Raw genomic sequence first — 18,547 nt, 5'->3', positions numbered from 1 at the left:
GTTTTTGAACCAATGAGTGTTTCACGTGAAACGATCGGCTACGTCAATCGCCCCATCAAAACAGACGCTTGGGTTCACCAAAATGATACCCCTGCAAGTAATCAACCCCCATATCCTCTGCTATTCGACATACCTGTTCATTATGTACGAACTCCGCTACCGTCTTAGCGTTTAAGATATGACACAGACTGACGAGTTGTTGAGCTATTTTGCGTTGCTTCTTATCTTTATCGATATTGCGAATCAAGCTGCCATCGAGCTTTATCACTTGTGGTTCCAGTTTCAATATTTCATCGATGTTCGAATAGCCAGAACCAAAGTCATCGACAATGATATTCACCCCAAGATCGCGAAAGTGATTACACACCTCGATCAAGCGACCGTAATCCTGAATTTGCTCAGTTTCTAACACCTCTAAACCAATACGCTGTGGGTGGCTAATTTTTTTGATGGCTTGCTCAAGGTGTAAAATGGTTTTCTCATTGCTGAAATCTTGTGGCGCTAAGTTAATTGAGAACGAATCGGTTCTCTGGCTCATGAAATCAAAGGTGCGCGTTATCATTTGGCGACTTAAGCGTGTATAGAGGTGGGTACCCTCAATAATAGGTAAGAACTTACCCGGTGCGATCAACTGGCCATCTTCTTCGATTCGAACCAAGCACTCGTAGCTTTCTAATTGATGACTATGTGCCGACACAATGGGTTGCGAGCAAGCAACAATATTTTGGTTGAGCACCGCGCGGCTGACACACGATAGCCAACCGAGTTGTTCTTGGCGATGCTTCTCTAATTGGATTAACGCCTTAGCACTCACCAGATGTTTATTCTGACTCACCGCGCTGCGTCGAGCTTCAATCGCTTTCAGTAATAAATCATCAATGGAGGTCGTAGGGAAATCGCGACGACTCGCGACACCAGCACAGACTGAAACCGAAAGATAATCGATATCCGGTAACCCCATTGGCTCAAAGTTGACATGCTCGGTTTGATCTGCAAATTCAGAGAAACGCTGGTGGATTTGCTCTTGACTAGCCCAACTGTCAAAAACCACGGCCCACTCGCCAATGCCAATACTATAAAGTTGGCAACTCTCATCAAAGAACTTCAAAAGTGCTTTTTGAAGGTATTCACTCAAGTCATGCAGAAGCTTATCACCTACTCGATAACCGTACTTCTCATTGATTTGACCAAAGGTGGTGACCTTCAGCGTTAATAAATGGCTATCAAAACTCATTGTCGACAATGCTTCACGCAGTACACTTCGATTGGGTAGGCCAGTACGGCGATCAATTCGGTAGCTCGCAGTCAATGCAGTCGCTTGCTGTTGAATCTTACTGGCCATACTGTTGTTCATATCATCGACATCAAGCAGTGCGTTTCGAATCAGTGAAAATAGCGGGGATATATTGGTTGCTGGTTGTGTTTCGAGTGGCAACGCAGCCTTACCTTCCCCTTCTCTTAGGGCGAGATAAGTTAAGCTATGATGCAAGATTCTTTGTTGACCCGTATCTTGATAAAGCTCGCCCATACAATAAACACCGTAAGTATCCGCCAGCTTTTGGAAAACCTCTACCTCTTGGTTACCATCGATAAAGTCGATTCGAGAAGTGCAGTTATAGATAAAGAGCTGTTCTGGTTTATGTGAGGCAATTTGTTGAACGCCAAGCCTAACTTGCTCTAAAGTCAATGAGGGGTGGTCATAACAAAATCTGACCTCATCGCCCACCTGAAACTGACCACTGAACTCTATCTCTCCGCACTCCATGACCTCAAGTGGCAGGTGAATATTTTGCTCTTTTGGGTCGCCAACCATCAAAGGGAAGTTGTGCAACTGTTCAAAAGGGACTTCCAGACCATCAGCAAGGTAACGATTATAAAGATCACGAATCGGTATTCCATCCAATTTTGCTAACCGATTATCTTGAGCGCCCGTCACTCGAAAGGTTCGACCGATTGGATTCCACTCAGTGTAATAACCTTTGGTAATGGCAAGCTTTGAGCTGTGCAACGCCACCATCACATAGGCATTTTCATAACAGACACCATTGAGCATTACCCATCGGCCCCCCTCTGTAATGGTAGAGGCACCACCACAAATAGGTAATGAGTACCTCGATTGCTCAAACGCTGCAAACAGAGCTCGGTTGTTTATCTGCAAGCAATCTGCGAAACAGATGATACTTTGAGTTTCGGCATGACACTGCAGCTGCTCCGCCATCATTCCACTATCGAGTAGAGGCTGCTCACTGTATTCCACAATACCGCAAGTGTAAGACGTCGCGTCAAAGCGAGTGACAATAAGATAAAGGCCTTGATGCAGGATGACACCTTGGCTGATGTAGTGGTTTGCACTACAACCAATGAGTTTGGCGTTGGGGAAAATCGATTTAATCACTTGGCAGGCAGCCAAAACCGAACCTTTCTCGAAAGAAGAGAACACCTGAATCAGCAAACTTTCATGTTTATGAAAATCTATCTTGTCCAATTCATGTTGGGTTTGTTCTATGTCTTGTATCAGGAGAGAGGTCGACTGCATATTCACATTAATCGTTACGTTAATGATTCGTCATTGTGCTTATTATAAATACAGCTTGCACGGAATAATTACGATCGTCGTACTAATAATGTGACGTTAGTTAAACATCATTCATTTCAATAAAACCAGGCGGTGAGCTGTGATTGCGCGCCGTTCAATAGATATATCGTATAACAGCCTGACCTTTGTATTTTAAAACAATCGCTTAGGCTCACCAAAGTGATAACCTTGTAGGTAGTCGACACCCATTTGCTCCGCGATATCACAAACCTGTTGGTTATGAACAAATTCAGCGACTGTTTTAGCATTAAACACCTGACATAAACGCACCAGTTGAGAGGTGATATTTCTCTGTTTTTCGTCCTTATCAATGTTGCGAATCAAACTGCCGTCCAACTTAATGACTTGCGGTTCAAGCTTGATGATTTCATCAATATTGGAATAGCCTGAGCCAAAGTCATCGACAATGATTCTCGTCCCTAGAGCACGGAAGTGATCACATACCTCAATCATTCGGCCATAGTCTTTAATCTGCTCTGATTCTAAAACCTCTAAACCAAGTCGAGTCGGATCATTCATACCGCTAATCGCCGCCTCAAGAACCTCAAGCGTCTTATCGCTCAATAAATCTTGCGGGGATAGATTGATAGAGAACGAGCTCTGCTTATCCGCCATATAACCGATGGTGCTTTTAATCATATGTCGGCTAAGACGAGTATAAAGATGCGTATCAGCAATGATAGGTAAGAACTTACCAGGAGGGATAATCGAGCCATCTGATTCCATGATTCTGACCAAGCACTCTTGAGCGATCATTTCATGAGTCCCCGCCGCTACAATAGGTTGTGAGTAGGTAATTATGTTCTGATCTAAGATCGCTCGGCTTACACAACTCAACCAACCAAGTTGCTCCTTACGATCTTCTTCGCTGACTTGAATATTCTTAGCATTAGTAATGTGAGTATTATTTCGCACACCATAACGACGAGCTTCAATGGCCTTTAATAAGATCTGATCACCGCTGTCGCTTAAGAAATCACAACGGCTCGCAAAACCACCGCATAACGATACTGAGAGATAATCAATATCAGTGAGTCCATAGGGTTCAAAGTTGGTGTGTTCGATATCATCAGCGAACTCGACGAAACGTTGCTCTATCTTTGTACTATCAACACTTGCATTAAAGATGATAGCCCACTCACCAACACCAATACTGAACAGCTCTACCTTTACCTTGGATTCCTTAACCACGCGAAGGTGCAATCGCTCTACAAAGTAATTAGAGAGATCCTGTAATAACTGATCCCCTACTTGGTAGCCATATTTCTCGTTCACTTGGTGGAAATTGGTCAGTTTGAGCGTCAACAGGTGCTCAGTGAAGAGAATCATATTGAGGCGTTCTTTTAATACAATGCGATTAGGCAGCCCGGTACGAGAGTCAATACGATAACTTTCCGTTAAACGACGTGCCTGTTGATGAAGTTTTTCCTCCATCTGAATATTCATGCTATCGAGATCAGCAACGGCATTTCTTACTAAATTAAGCAATGGTGATACTGTAGAGTCACGCTGATAACCCCCACAGCGAAACTCATCGATCTCGTCCGACTCTCTCATCGCAATATAAGTAAGACTATGATGAAGTATCTCTTGGCGATCTTCATTACGATATAGCTCACCCATGCAGTATGCTCCGCACGTATTCACGATTCCTTCGAATGGCTTCAGTTCAAGTTTACTATCGATGAATTCAAGTCGAGAGACGCAGTTATAGATAATCACAGACTCAGGCTGATGGATGGCCAGCATCTCAGCGCCATGACGAACTTTTTCTGCGGTCAAAGACGGATGGTTATAGCAGAACTGCGCTTCTTCACCGATATGCCAAGGGCTATCAAACTCGATACTTCCATCATCGTTGATACGCAAAGGTGTCGATATCCCCTTCTTTCTGCCAAGTTCTCGATAAAGTGGAAAGCTCATCAGTTGACTAAAGGGAAGATCTTTTCCATCGGCAAGGTAATGTTTGAAAACCTCAATGGCAGGCTTATCATTTAATGCATATAAGCGATGACCCTCAGCGCGCGTTACTCGCAGCTTCATCCCGATCGGGTTCCACTCAGAATAAGCATCTGACCAAACTTTTAATTTAGGGTTACTCAAAGCAACAGCGACACAAGCGTGCTGATAAATTTCTTCGTTGTGCATCACCCAACGACCAAATTCATTCTCATGACATAACCCACCAGCCACCGGCAAAGCGTAAGGCAGATTCTCAAAGGCGTTATAGATAGGGTAATCACGACCTTCAACCTGATCACATAGACTGATCACGGTCTTGGTATCTTCAGATAGGTTTAACTGAGCAGTTAACGCTTGGCTGTCATAATTAGGGTTGCCAGTAAAAGGCTGAACAGCAGTAGATAAACGAGTTTCGTTAAATTCACTGATAATGATTAACGTACACGTACTTTCAAGGCAGTTGTCACAAATAACATGGCGTGCACTTTGCCCAATTAGCGTCGCACGATTTAAACGCTTTAAGGCAATACTCGCGATTCCACGAGCGACATCAGAAGATTGAGCAGAAAAGAGCTGGATAAGGTATTGTTTGTTGTCACTCCACTCTCGCAGATTAAATTGAGACTTAAATAACTCCTCAGTATTTGCGAGAAATGTAAATGTTTGCATGCCAACCCTTGTTCAAAATCGAGTGAATTGAATAACCCGCAACCTCTGCTTGACTGAAATGAATCTATAAAAATAGCCGCCAATTATCCTAGCCTAAACCGGCTTTTAATGGCGACCACTGTAACAATTCATTATCATAAATGCGACACGATAAGCTTATAGTGGCGATTAAATGAGTCGCATAAGGTCGCTGAGCTGATCTATTTCAACATCAGGTAACACACTTGCCTTAGAAGATAGATATAAATTGGAACCCGTATCATTAAACCAGCATGCTTGGAAGCCATTTCGCTTCGCCCCATAGACGTCAGTTCTGAGATGGTCACCAACATGAAGGATATTCTCAGCATCGAACTCTAAGTACTGCTGAGCGGTATCAAACATATCAGGGTAAGGCTTTGCTTTGCCGTCAGGACCAGCTTTGAGGATTAACTGAAAGTACTGTCCTAACCCTATTTTATGCGGATCGACGTTACCATTAGTAATCGCAACGAGCGAAATACGCTGGCTGAGTTCTGTCATCACTCGGTGTGTTTCTTGAGGCACATCGACTTGATTACGCAACCACAAGGCATGCTCAATACCCTCTCGAGCCGCTTGTTCTGCTTGCCGCAGAGAATAGCCCAATTGCAGCAAACCAATTTTAATCTGAGTTTCACGCCACACAGTGACATCATGTTTTAAGGTTGGATTTTCAGATGCGACTTGCTGCTTGATGCCCTGCCACTCTTCGAGCGATAAAGAAGCCGACACAGGGTGCTTTTGATAAAGCCACTGTGCCATCTCCTTCTCAACCTTCATGATCACAGGCCAGTTGTCATACAAGGTGTCATCTAAGTCAAAGGTCATGGCTTTGATGGGCTTTAACCCTCGATAAATTCGCATAGTAAACCCTTTAATCTAATCTCTATTCTTCTTACGAGCTCTCGGATGAGCCTGATCATAAGCTTGTGCCAGGTGCTGGAAATCTAAGTGGGTATACACTTGGGTCGTCGAGATATTTTCATGTCCAAGTAACTCTTGAACTGCGCGAAGATTTTGGCTCGACTCAAGCACATGTGTTGCAAAAGAGTGACGCAATTTATGTGGGCTAATGTGACTCGCGACGGATTGCTTCTTACCCCACTCTTCCATACGCTTTTGTACGCTGCGATGAGAGATACGGGTCCCTAGTTTTGACACAAACAGGGCGGTTTCACCCGGTGAAGCCAATTCACCACGAACTTTAAGCCATTTATCGACCCACTCTTTAGCTAAACCAGAAAACGGCGCTTTACGTTCTTTGTCACCTTTACCAATCACTCGGATTTCACCCTGCCGGCCTAATACATCTTTAAGGTTGATTCCGACTAATTCAGCGAGTCGCAAGCCTGCACCATACATCACTTCCATCATCGCTCGATCACGAATCGATAATGGGTCATCTCCGTTCACTTCAAGCAGTTGACCCACTTCATCAACATCGAGGTTCTTAGGTAAAGGGCGTTGTTTACGTGGAGCTGAAACCCCTTTTGCTGGGTTAGCGTTCATTTCACCACGTAACACAAGGAAATCAAAGAAGCTGCGCAGTGAAGATAAGCGCGTCGCAATACTGCTCGCCTTCATTCCCTCTCGCATGCCTTTACTGGCAAGTTGTCTTACCCACGCCGCATCGACTTGGCCCCAGTCTTTTAGGCCAAGAGTTACTAAATGAGCGGCCATGGTTTCAAGCTGTTGTTTGTAATTACGTTGGGTGTGTAGGCTGAGTCCCTTCTCGCTTCTGAGATATTCATAGAAGCGAGAAAGTGGCTTTTGAAGGCTGCTAGGAAGAGGTGTTTTGGGCTCTAGGCTCATTATTTATCTGCCAAGGTAAGGTATCCGCCAAATGAGCTACTACCAGCGCTAAATGGCGTAAAAAGAGCGTGTCCATATGGGGTTGGAAATGTCCGCCATCTTCACTAGAAAAGGCGAGCAAACCCAATGGAGACAGCTTAGCGAGCGGTAGTACTACATAAGAGCCTAGCTCTGGAACGGGAAAATCACCAAACAAATCGTGTCTGTCGGTTTTTCTCAAACGCCCTAAGTAAGCATCTTTACCATTGAAATGGTTAAGTGAGAACTTAGAGTAACGCTCTTCATTGAGCTGATAAAAACCTGATTGCGAAAGGATTCGAACATGAGCCTTAAGCCCTAGATCTAACGCTTTTTGCTCAACAGCTTTTATCACCTGCATGAAGTCACTGCATTTCAGCACCTGCGCTTGCAGATCCATAAATTCATAGAAGGTCTTATCGTTATTTGCAGCCAACGACATCAAACCGGTGATCTCTTCTTCGAGCTCTTCGATTCTGTGGCGTTGGCGTTTTAGCTGAACCTCAACCAGAGAAACAGCCCCCTGCTCAACGTTATTGATAGCAAGGCGATCAACCAAATCTTTCCTGTCTTGAAAAAAATCTGGGTTATCACGTAAATATTCCGCGACCACTTCTGCGGTGAGTGCGTCGGCTTCAACGTAAGACAAAACCTATCCTTTATGTTTTATGAATCGATGAGTGATGAATCGTTCTTAGCAAGAAAGTTGACCATCAAACACATGCGTTGCAGGGCCAGTCATAAACAAAGGCTTACCCGGACCTTGCCAGCTGATCTGTAAATCACCTCCAGGCAGACGAACTTTCACATTCTCAGCCAATAAGCCTTGAGTGATACCAACCGCAACGGCGCCACATGCACCGCTACCGCATGCTTGAGTTTCACCCGCACCACGTTCGTAAACACGCAAACGAATTTCATCACGGCTGATCACTTGCATAAAGCCAGCATTCACTCGCTCTGGGAAACGCTCATGCGATTCAAGAAGTGGGCCCAAGGTGTCTACGTCAGCGGTATCAACATCATCAACAACGGTAACCACATGTGGATTACCCATGCTAACGGCACCACAGAATAAAGTGTGGGCATCCGTTCTTAAGATGTATGTCTTCTCTGACTGTTTCGCCTTGAATGGAATCTTGCCTGGTTCGAACTCAGGAACACCCATGTTTACGGTGATCTGGTCATTGTCTTCAATCTTAAGAACCATTTTACCTTTCTTAGTGCTTACGTTGATGCTGTACTTATTCGTTAAGCCTTTCATGCGAACGAATCGTGCAAAACAACGAGCACCATTGCCACACTGCTCCACTTCACTGCCATCCGCATTGAATATGCGGTAATGGAAGTCAGTTTCTGGGTCATAAGGAGCCTCAACCACAAGTAGCTGATCAAACCCCACACCAGTGTGACGATCCGCCAAACGACGGATCAAATCTGGAGAAAAGAAAATATTTTGAGTAATGCAGTCCACGACCATGAAATCATTGCCCAAACCATGCATTTTAGAAAAATGGAAGTGCATAACGCTTAAAATTACTCCGGAAGAATGTTTTCAAGTTCCCACAAACTCGTAAGCTCTTCACGCTGACGAACCAAGTGAGTTTTATCGCCATCCACCATCACTTCAGCCGCACGCGAACGAGTGTTGTAGTTAGATGACATCGCGAAGCCATAAGCACCAGCTGAACGAACTGCTAGTAGGTCGCCTTCTTCCAGAACAAGGTCACGATCTTTACCTAAGAAGTCACCCGTTTCACAGATCGGACCAACCAAGTCGTAAGTCACGGCTTCACCCTGACGAGGGCTGACTGGCACAATATCTTGCCAAGCTTGATAAAGTGCTGGGCGCATCAGGTCGTTCATTGCCGCATCGATGATGGCAAAGTTCTTATGCTCTGTTGGCTTGAGGAACTCGACTTTCGTCAATAATACACCAGCGTTAGCAGCAATCGCTCTTCCAGGCTCGAAAATCAGCTCTAGATCAGAATGATTGTCTAAGCGAGCCAATAAAGCTTTTGCGTAATCTGAAGGCTGTGGTGGTAATTCATCACGATAAACCACACCAAGGCCGCCGCCGACATCAAGGTGTTTGATGTTAATCCCATCAGAACGCAGCTGATCAATCAGCGCGAGCAGGCGATCAGTGGCATCGATAAAAGGTTCGATATCGGTTAACTGAGAACCGATGTGACAATCAATACCATGGATAGACAAGTTATCGAGTGTTTTTGCAAAAGCATAGACGGCAGGGGCACGGTCGAACGCAATACCAAACTTGTTGTCACGCAGACCTGTAGAAATGTAAGGGTGAGTGTTCGCATCAACGTCTGGGTTGATACGCAGAGAAATCGGCGCTTTAACACCAAGTTCACCTGCAACTTTATTTAGTCGCTCTAGTTCTGGCTCAGACTCTACATTGAAACACTTAATGTTTAACTCAAGCGCACGCTTCATTTCTGCGGCTGTCTTACCAACACCAGAGAACACAACTTTAGCTGGATCGCCACCTGCAGCAACCACACGCTCTAACTCACCACCAGAAACAATATCAAAACCAGAGCCCAAACGAGCCAAAGTATTCAATACGCCGAGGTTTGAGTTAGCTTTAACGGCATAACACACTAAGTGTGGGTGCTCACCAACCGATGAATCAAACGCATTCCAGTGGCGTTCTAATGTTGCACGAGAATATACATACAGCGGTGTACCATATTGCTCTGCTAGTTGTGAAAGTGCGACGTCCTCAGCCCAAAGCTGGCCATCTTCCTGATAGTTGAAGTAATCCAAAGTTCTTATCCCTTATAAATAACGATTTCTGCGTGTTTTCACTTATTGTGGTTGTTCGGTCTGTTGAACATCTTCAGGATCGTACAACGGACCCGTTTGACCACAACCAGAAAGTCCAATAACGGACACCATAAACAGAGCGGTAATTAATTTTTTCATTTTGCATATCGTGATTATTAACTCAATGCCCCCTATAATCGCACCACACTCAGGAAAAGCAATAGGATAGAAAGGATGAACGATACTGAATTTCATCAACTGGTCGATATACAGATGCAAAACATCGAAGAAGCTATCGATGAATCAGAGGCAGATGTTGATTACGAAGTGACTGGTAACGTGATGACACTAGAGTTTGAAAACCGCAGCCAAATTATTATCAACCGCCAAGAACCAATGCGTGAAATCTGGTTAGCCTCTAAATCTGGTGGCTTTCACTTCAAGTTAATTGATGACAAATGGACATGCTCAAAAACAGGCATGGAATTGTTTGAGATGGTGAAAGAAGAATGCGTGAAACATGCAGGTGAAGAGATCAATTGGGTCTAATCATTTGTAAGCGAAAGGAAAAAGGAGTGAATCAATCACTCCTTTTTAATATCTGTCGGCTCAAAAACTTAGATATTGACTATCTTCGAGCTACGAGAAGACAAAGTAGCATCGTTACGATAAGGCACGACATAAGAGTTGCCTTCTTCCGGATGAACAATTTGATAGTACTGAGGTAGATTGAAATTAATCAACCTAGAGGACACCTTCGTTTCATCTTTTACTGAAGTGTAGAAAGAGTTCACGCTTGCGATCATCTCATCTTTTTCACCACTGTATTGGTGGTACACCTCAACTTGATTCGATTCATCCAATACATAAATATTGAAGCCTTTATCCGTGTCTTCAAAAAAGAACTGGATTAAACCCTCACTAGCAAAACCATCAACCACTTCGGGTAATTGATACTCTTGCTCTTTATCTAGCATCTGTAAAGGCGAGCCCTTCAGCTTGTTGGTTGAAATACTACGATAGAAATCAACCGAGTTTTCCAGCATCTGTACCGAGACACCACGACGTTCAAAGAACAGACCAAACATTTTGTTAGCTAAACGGATAGCCTTAAAACGACGACGCTTTTCAGGCTCAATCGGTTTCAATCGCAAATCAATGCACTCAGCCAACAACTGATACACCATGTTACGCATCACACCACGTAGGTTTTTGCTGTAACAGAACACATCAACTGATTCTGGCGGTAAAGCATCTTGGTGCATTTTACCCAGTACAGTTTTAAGGGCGTCCAACATCGCGGTATCACCTTGAAAATGAAGCGTACGCACTTCATGCCAAGAATTACGATAAACCAGATCAACACTCCCAACCAAGCTCTTACCTTCTTCACCAAAACTGAAGATATCGGCATTCTTAAGATCAAGCTTCAATTCACGAGGACTCAACTCAGAAGTCGGATCATTCTCAAAGTTGATGAACATCGCCAGCTGGCTTATTTCACATGGACTGGCCAGCGCTTGCATGCTTGGGCGGCGCTTACGCAAAGAAAAAGTATTTCTCAGGTCACTGACCATTTGATAGAACTTATCAATATCAATATGAGCATCACGAACAACAGAATGTAAACGAGTCGATTCGGTAATCAAACCATTAAAGAATGACCAAGCAACCAACTTACTCAAGTACTCATGATGCTCTAAAGATGGCTGACCAAGAATGCGGTGTGCAATCAATGGTTGTTTATACAAGTACCAGCCCGCTTTGTTCGCCTGGCCTTGGCGCACCTCAATAAAACTCAAATCCGATTCATGTAAATCAGGGGAAATTTGAGGGTTCAATAGCGTCACTTTGCCAGGTAAAACTTCAAACGCAGCATAGAGCTTGCGAGCTAAAATACTGATGTCTTGTGGGCTGATAGCTGAAGTAATGTCATTGCGACGTGCAAATTGAATCAGGTTACGGTAGCTCAACATCAAGGCATCAAGCAGTGCATGGTGCACCACTTTAACTTGCTCAACTTTCCAGTTACGGCGGTTGTCGAGCTCAGCGATCGTTTCATGTCCCCAATTCCAAGATTTAGTCATCTCGGTCAAGGCTTCACGACGCCATGCAACAGAACCATTACCTGCTTCGCGCGACAACTTTTCGTGGGTCTTGAGGTAGAAACAACGTCTAACTAAATCCAATCGAGTATGGTCGTTAATGCGTTCTAAATAGCGCGTTACCTTCTCAAGCATCAGATAATAGCTATCCATGCCGTAAAGATCAGGTTCGTCCGCAAAGAAGCGACGCTTGGTATCAATGCTAAGCAGTTGAGTATGTGGGTACTCCCATGAATAAGCTTCTAACAGAATAGCCTTCAAAACCGATTTATACGGTGAGTCGATACTCTTATAAAGTTGCCATAGGTTTGAACCAAAGTACTCTTCGGCAGGAATGCGATTCAACTTACCAAAGTCGATCCACTGCGAGCAATCAAGATAACCATCCTGACATAAACCTTGAACATATTGGTCGTAACACTCCTCCATTTCTGGTGGAATGATCTGCCATAACAAACGCTGGCCAGCCAAACGAACTGCAGAGCGATAAAACTCATCAAGTAATAGCAAATGTTGTGAAGAACCACAGTTATCGCCAGTCATCTCTTCAGAATGATTTGAACGAAAACGTTCTCCATCCATTAAGAAGAAGTTTGCTTCAACCCCTAAGGTTTCAGCCCAATCGGTAATAAGCAAACATTTGTTAGTCAGGCTATCGCGCGATGCACCGTCCATATCTGGAGAAACACAAACCCAGATATCGAGGTCGCTTGAGGTACTTTGGCCAATAGAAGAAGTGCTACCCATGGTGTAAAGACCAAGAATTGCAGGTTCAGCCGCTTCGGTCAGCTTGCCACCAAGTGTTAATTCAGTATCTGAGACAAATTGCTTTTGGAATGAGTTAAGCGTGAAGCTATGAATTCCAAAAGGAACTTGCTGGTCGTAATAACCAGGCATCATGGGATGATTGAAATGAAGCAGTGTGGGAATAAGGTTAAAAACTCGCTGACCTTGGACATTCATCAACGCCAACGCACGATCAATGCGCTGCTGATTTAGATTGTCTAATCGTTGAATCAAAGTCTGAGTGTAAGCCTGCAAGGTAAGTCCTTGGTTTGAGATTAAATGCACTTCTGTTTAGTTACTGAACGAAAGGAGCAACAAAACGTGATCAATTTAACACTTTTACCCCTAATGGTAAAGCAAAGGAGCTTGTCATGCTGGCCAATTCTTTAATGACAAAAAGTTAAACTCACGGCGCCGTAGTGTCCTCTGTATTGACTATTTCTAATAATAGCCCATGTTTCAAATGAGATACCAATCACACTATTTTGGTGAACTAGTGAAAATCCCTCAGCTATAAAAGGGGGAAGCGATCAAACAGTAAGAATTTTCGCCTCACAATGGTAGGATTAGGTTATTACAGAACCTATATCGGAAACACCATGACAAATTCAGCACCAATCCGTATCGCAACCAGAAAAAGCCCTCTTGCCCTTTGGCAGGCATACTTTGTAAGGGATGCACTGCAAGCTGCTCACCCTGGTTTAGAGGTTGAGTTGGTAACTATGGTGACCAAAGGTGACATCATCCTAGACACTCCTCTTGCGAAAGTAGGTGGTAAAGGGTTGTTCGTTAAAGAACTCGAAGTAGCCATGCTAGAAGGTCGTGCTGACCTAGCGGTTCACTCAATGAAAGATGTGCCTGTCGACTTCCCTGAAGGTCTAGGTCTGGTGACGATTTGTGAACGTGAAGATCCTCGTGACGCTTTCGTATCAAACACATACAACAACATTGATGAATTGCCACAAGGCGCTGTCGTTGGTACGTGCAGCCTGCGTCGTCAATGTCAGCTACTGGAATACCGCCCTGACTTGATCATCAAAGAACTACGCGGCAACGTAGGAACTCGTCTAGGTAAACTCGATGACGGCCAATACGATGCTATCGTCCTAGCGGCAGCTGGTCTTAAGCGACTAGAGCTAGAAGAGCGTATCCGTAGCTTTATCGAACCAGAGCAGTCTTTACCAGCAGTGGGCCAAGGCGCTGTCGGTATTGAATGCCGTCTTGATGATGAACGTCTAATTAAGCTTCTTGAACCACTAAACCACAAAGATACCGCTGATCGCGTGCTATGCGAACGTGCAATGAACCTTACCCTAGAAGGTGGTTGTCAGGTTCCTATTGGCAGCTACTCACTACTAGATGGCGATAATATCTGGCTACGTGCGTTAGTTGGCGAACCGGATGGTTCTAAAATGGTTCGTGGTGAGATCTCTGGCCTTCGCAAAGATGCAGAAGCACTTGGCGTTACTCTGGCAAATCAATTGCTGGATGACGGTGCGAGAGAAATCTTAACCAAACTATACGCAGACCAAGATTAGCCATGACAGTGTTGGTAACTCGTCCCGGCCCAGAGGGACAATCGCTTTGCCAACAACTAGCGGATGAAGGGATTCAAGCAATCCACCATCCGCTTATTCGCATCGTTGATAATCCACCCTCATCGAATTTAAGCACCCTGCTTAAGAACAGCGATATTATCATCGCCGTCAGCTATCACGCTGTGACCGCGGCCCAAAACATCCTTTCTAAAACTGCATCTATTTGGCCATCTTCGCCGCTTTATCTTGGCGTTGGTCAAAAAACTGCGCACGTTTTAAGCAAAGTCTGTAAACAAAAAGTAAACTATCCTCAAGTTAGTGATAGTGAACATCTTCTTAAACTTACTGAACTTAATGATGTAAATAATAAATCCATTTTGATACTGCGTGGTAATGGTGGACGCGAGCTCATTAGAGACTCTTTACTTAACAGAGGCGCACAAGTCTCTTATTGTGAGACCTACCGTAGAGAATATATTCCTATTAGCGACCACAATACCTATCAAGCATGGATAAACGAAAAAACATCCAAAGTTGTCATCACTAGTCAGGAGCAATTGGAATATCTCCGCTCAATTACTCCTGATGAGTATTTGGCTTGGCTTTCAACAAGACAACTATTTGTCCCAAGCCAGCGCATAGTGGAACGAGCACAACAACTCGGTTTCGCTGACGTAACTAATACTCACAGTGCTACGAACCAAATATTACTGGCTGCTCTCCGGCCTTAGCTAGAAACAGGAAATAAGCATGACAAGCAAAAAAAATAACGAGCATATTGAACCTGAAAAGAAACAAGAGACTCAGACAGTAGTTGTTGAAAACGAAAAAGCTGAATCTGAAGAGACAAAACAGCCAGAAGATAAGCTTGATGGCTCAGTGTCAAATGTAGCTCAAAATGATGAGACTCAAGCAGAGCACCAAGAGCAAATAGAAAAAGCCGAGAAACAAGGTAAGCGCGGTGTCAAATTAGGCGCAATTGCGATCGCTATTTCTATTATTTTCAGTGGCGGTATCGCATTTCAAATGCAGCAAAAGAGTGCTGAATACTCGGCGGAAATTGCAGCCCTACAAGTTGAACTGAAAAATACTCAGTCTGCAGTAAATAAAGATCTCCAAACTATCAAGCAAGAGACCATCCAAGAAGCATCACATGCAGTAGAGAAAACTCAGGTAGTGCAATCCCAACAGCAAAAGAGCATTCAAAGCCTTCAACTAGCCGTTGCTGATGTAAAAGGCCGTCGCCCTAATGACTGGTTACTTGCCGAAGCCGATTACCTTGTGAAACTTGCTGGCCGCAAGTTGTTTCTCGAACATGATGCCGTTAGCGCAACCAAACTCATGGAAAGTGCCGATCAACGTATCGCAGCGTTAAATGACCCTAGCTTAGTATCTCTCCGTCAATCAATGACTAATGACATTACCAAGCTTCGTACGATCCCTCTGATCGATCGTGATGGCCTAGTATTGCGAATTACAAGTCTTCAACAACAAGTCGACCACCTACCGCTTGCCAATGCAATCCTGCCTGAGGCTGCCGTTGTTAAGAAAAAAGCGGTATCAGGTGATATTAATGATTGGCAAAACAACCTAATGACGTCGATGAAAGACTTCTCAGAAAACTTTATTACGTTTCGTAGCCGTGATGGCGAAGTAATACCACTACTGTCTCCAGAACAACACTTCTACCTACGTGAAAACATTAAAGGCAAACTCGAAACCGCTATTCGTGCTGTGTACAAAGAACAAGGTGATGTTTATAACGCAGCGCTTAAAACGGCTAACGAATGGTCGACGGCTTACCTAAACCAAGACAACCAGTCGGTAATCGAGTTTGAGAAGGCTATCAAACAGTTAAGCGAACAAAACATCTCTGTAAAATACCCAGTGAAACTTGAGTCTCAAAATGAGTTGTCAGATGTAATACGCGAACGTCTGCGTCGTGAAATGACCGTTATGACCACGGAGGAAAAATAATGATTCGTTGGATTTTTCTTTTTCTCATACTGGGTGCAGGTCTGTTTGTTGGTACCCAGTTCTCAGGTCAACAAGGTTATGTATTGATCTCGATTGCTAATAAGACTATCGAGATGAGTGTAACGACCCTGGTTATTTTTGTGATTGCTCTTTTAGCCGCTTTATTCGGCCTAGAGTACCTATTTAAAAAGCTAATTTACGCAAGCTCAACAACTTGGAACTGGTTCAGCGTACGCAAGCTAAAACGCTCTCGTCGTTATACCAATGAAGGAATCATCAAACTTCTGGAAGGTGACTGGAAAGGCGCAGAGAAAAAAGTGACTCGTTGGGCTAACCATCACGACATGCCTCTGCTTTGTTATTTAGTCGCATCTCAAGCTGCTCATGAACAAGGTAATACCAGTGACCGTGATAAGTATATCGAACTTGCTAGCCAACAAGAGGACTCTCTACTAGCCGTTGAGCTAACTAAAGCAAAACAACAGATCAGTGAGTCGAACTACGAAGCCGCATTCGATACACTTTCTACCCTAAAAGGCTCCTACCCAAACAACACGGCTGTACTTGGCCTACTAAAAGCCACTTACACGCAGCTTAAACTCTGGCAGCCATTACTAGAGTTAACGCCTAAGCTAGCTAAAAACAAGCTTCTTACGGCTGATGAGCAAGTTGAGTTAGAACAGAAAGCTCAGTGTGGTTTGCTTCACGATGTCGCACAACAACAAGGCAGCGAAGGTTTAATCAGCCATTGGAATAGGCTTTCTAGAAAACAGAAACAAAGCTCACACTTAGTGTCATGTTTTGTTAAACAACTGATAGCTCGTAAAGCTGACTCAGAAGCGTTCACAGTGATTAAAGAGAACATTGCGAAGAATGGTTCAAATGAGCTTTACATGCTTTTACCTGAGCTTAACCTGGCCGATCACCACCCAATAGTAGTGATGTTAGAACGTGCTATCAGTAAGGATGATAGCAATGCTGAAGCGCATAGCGCATTAGCTCAATTCTACCTCAGAGAACAGAAATGGGCGGAAGCACAAAACCATTTTGAAAAGGCATTGGCACTTCGCTCAAACGTATCAGATTACGGATACCTATCCGACGCGTTAGAAAAACAGAACTTAACGAAAGCAGCCCACGAAGTTTCTCGTAAAGCTCTGACTTTAGTTCAACCATCTTAAGCTAATAATAACTAACACGAAGCCGATGCCTAGCATCGGCTTTTTTGTATCTTCTGTTTATCCCAAGATCGCCTCTACACTATCTATAAACCACCTCCCTACACACCCAAAATAACCAAAACAAGTATTATTCAATAGAGGCACCTAAACACACGGAAAGCTACTTTAGCTGTGTCTCGTTTTTTTTGAGCAAGCTCTTTAAAAGAGATTCAAGAAGCTTAGTCGATGAAGTGATACCTATACCCCCACAGTGAATGACGTTCATTTCGAGAGTAACAGAAGATGTTTAAAGATATTTACCAGTAAATTCAAACCACGGTAAGTTAGCCATTAAGTAACTATCCATATCCAGCTATAGAACGTTAAAAGCTTGTTATTTTTATCGACGCTCAGCTTAATAATAAGTAAGCCGTTCTTAGACACTCTGAAAGGTTAACCAATGAAAGGTCATGATCAGCGAACAACACTTCGACAGAACTCGGAAACGAATATTCAAACTCATACGTCGTAAACGACGAAAGCCTAGTCGTCAGACTAGGCTTTCTAATATGTGCCGGCATAGCGTTAAGTGCAGGGGCTCGATGCCTTTACCGCACCCATACAATCTAAAAGCAAAACACTTTCTTCAAATGTAAAAAAGCCCTGCTATTACTAGCAGGGCTTTCTAATAAGTGGCGGAGTGGACGGGACTCGAACCCGCGACCCCCGGCGTGACAGGCCGGTATTCTAACCAACTGAACTACCACTCCGCAGTGGTCAACTCACTAAGTGAGCGTCCATATCTCCAGGTTGGTCAACCTAAAGATTTAATTTAAAGCCTGGCGATGTCCTACTCTCACATGGGGAAGCCCCACACTACCATCGGCGCTATTGTGTTTCACTTCTGAGTTCGGCATGGAATCAGGTGGGTCCACAATGCTATGGTCGCCAAGCAAATTTGGTTTAATTGACGCGTTAGCGGCAATTAATAATTCGGAAAACTGATTTAAAAGTATCTCTTCAAACGCATTCAAGGTCTGTCTTTCTATTGAGTCCACAAAACCCCTTGGGTGTTGTATGGTTAAGCCTCACGGGCAATTAGTACAGGTTAGC

Annotated in this window: 14 protein-coding genes, 1 tRNA gene and 1 rRNA gene; 5 read left to right on the top strand and 11 right to left on the bottom strand. The window is 44.0% G+C overall.

Going from position 1 to position 18,547, the window contains the following annotated elements:
* Positions 1 to 55: 55 nt before the first annotated feature.
* From IQO02_RS00080 to lptM, 8 genes are all read right to left on the bottom strand, one after another.
* The gene (locus IQO02_RS00080; RefSeq protein WP_016791843.1) at positions 56 to 2,536 is read right to left on the bottom strand and encodes an EAL domain-containing protein; all 2,481 of its coding nucleotides are present in this window, start codon (positions 2,534 to 2,536) and stop codon (positions 56 to 58) included.
* A 192-nt stretch (positions 2,537 to 2,728) separates the two neighbouring features.
* A complete protein-coding gene (locus tag IQO02_RS00075) occupies positions 2,729 to 5,227 on the bottom strand; it encodes an EAL domain-containing protein (protein ID WP_016791842.1) in 2,499 nt (832 codons plus the stop codon).
* Between the two features lie 168 nt (positions 5,228 to 5,395).
* Entirely contained in the window at positions 5,396 to 6,112 is a 717-nt protein-coding gene (gene yigB, locus IQO02_RS00070; RefSeq protein WP_016791841.1) for a 5-amino-6-(5-phospho-D-ribitylamino)uracil phosphatase YigB, read from the bottom strand.
* A gap of 15 nt (positions 6,113 to 6,127) precedes the next feature.
* Complete coding sequence (xerC, locus tag IQO02_RS00065) at positions 6,128 to 7,060, bottom strand: tyrosine recombinase XerC (protein WP_010438782.1); 933 nt, start codon at positions 7,058 to 7,060, stop codon at positions 6,128 to 6,130.
* A complete protein-coding gene (locus IQO02_RS00060; protein WP_010438784.1) occupies positions 7,029 to 7,727 on the bottom strand; it encodes a DUF484 family protein in 699 nt (232 codons plus the stop codon). The genes xerC and IQO02_RS00060 overlap by 32 nt, the downstream gene beginning before the upstream one ends.
* Positions 7,728 to 7,772: 45 nt before the next feature.
* On the bottom strand, positions 7,773 to 8,603 hold the full coding sequence (gene dapF / locus IQO02_RS00055) for a diaminopimelate epimerase (protein ID WP_016784009.1): 831 nt from the start codon (positions 8,601 to 8,603) through the stop codon (positions 7,773 to 7,775).
* An 11-nt stretch (positions 8,604 to 8,614) separates the two neighbouring features.
* A complete protein-coding gene (gene lysA, locus IQO02_RS00050) occupies positions 8,615 to 9,868 on the bottom strand; it encodes a diaminopimelate decarboxylase (RefSeq protein WP_010438789.1) in 1,254 nt (417 codons plus the stop codon).
* A 42-nt stretch (positions 9,869 to 9,910) separates the two neighbouring features.
* A complete protein-coding gene (gene lptM, locus IQO02_RS22525) occupies positions 9,911 to 10,027 on the bottom strand; it encodes an LPS translocon maturation chaperone LptM (protein ID WP_022570868.1) in 117 nt (38 codons plus the stop codon).
* Between the two features lie 75 nt (positions 10,028 to 10,102).
* Between lptM and cyaY the strand changes: the two genes are divergently transcribed.
* Complete coding sequence (gene cyaY / locus IQO02_RS00040; RefSeq protein ID WP_010438796.1) at positions 10,103 to 10,417, top strand: iron donor protein CyaY; 315 nt, start codon at positions 10,103 to 10,105, stop codon at positions 10,415 to 10,417.
* Positions 10,418 to 10,485: 68 nt separating this feature from the next.
* Here the strand turns inward: cyaY and IQO02_RS00035 are convergent, their stop codons facing one another.
* Entirely contained in the window at positions 10,486 to 13,014 is a 2,529-nt protein-coding gene (locus tag IQO02_RS00035) for a class I adenylate cyclase (RefSeq protein ID WP_016784010.1), read from the bottom strand.
* Positions 13,015 to 13,358: 344 nt separating this feature from the next.
* Between IQO02_RS00035 and hemC the strand changes: the two genes are divergently transcribed.
* The 4 genes from hemC to IQO02_RS00015 are packed head-to-tail and all read left to right on the top strand — an operon-like array spanning position 13,359 to position 17,455.
* Positions 13,359 to 14,297, top strand: coding sequence for a hydroxymethylbilane synthase (gene hemC, locus IQO02_RS00030; RefSeq protein ID WP_010438801.1), 939 nt, complete (start codon positions 13,359 to 13,361; stop codon positions 14,295 to 14,297).
* Positions 14,298 to 14,299: 2 nt separating this feature from the next.
* On the top strand, positions 14,300 to 15,028 hold the full coding sequence (locus IQO02_RS00025; protein WP_010438803.1) for a uroporphyrinogen-III synthase: 729 nt from the start codon (positions 14,300 to 14,302) through the stop codon (positions 15,026 to 15,028).
* A 19-nt stretch (positions 15,029 to 15,047) separates the two neighbouring features.
* The gene (locus IQO02_RS00020; RefSeq protein WP_010438805.1) at positions 15,048 to 16,274 is read left to right on the top strand and encodes a uroporphyrinogen-III C-methyltransferase; all 1,227 of its coding nucleotides are present in this window, start codon (positions 15,048 to 15,050) and stop codon (positions 16,272 to 16,274) included.
* Entirely contained in the window at positions 16,274 to 17,455 is a 1,182-nt protein-coding gene (locus IQO02_RS00015) for a heme biosynthesis protein HemY (protein WP_010438807.1), read from the top strand. Before IQO02_RS00020 ends, IQO02_RS00015 begins: the two co-directional genes overlap by 1 nt.
* A 672-nt stretch (positions 17,456 to 18,127) precedes the next feature.
* Here the strand turns inward: IQO02_RS00015 and IQO02_RS00010 are convergent.
* Positions 18,128 to 18,204 (bottom strand) — tRNA-Asp (locus tag IQO02_RS00010).
* 67 nt (positions 18,205 to 18,271) lie between these two features.
* Positions 18,272 to 18,387 (bottom strand): 5S ribosomal RNA (gene rrf, locus IQO02_RS00005).
* Between the last annotated feature and the right edge of the window lie 160 nt (positions 18,388 to 18,547).

Source organism: Vibrio sp. OPT24, assembly GCF_015163545.1.
Classification (GTDB): domain Bacteria; phylum Pseudomonadota; class Gammaproteobacteria; order Enterobacterales; family Vibrionaceae; genus Vibrio; species Vibrio cyclitrophicus.
This window is presented reverse-complemented; position numbering and strand designations above follow the sequence as displayed.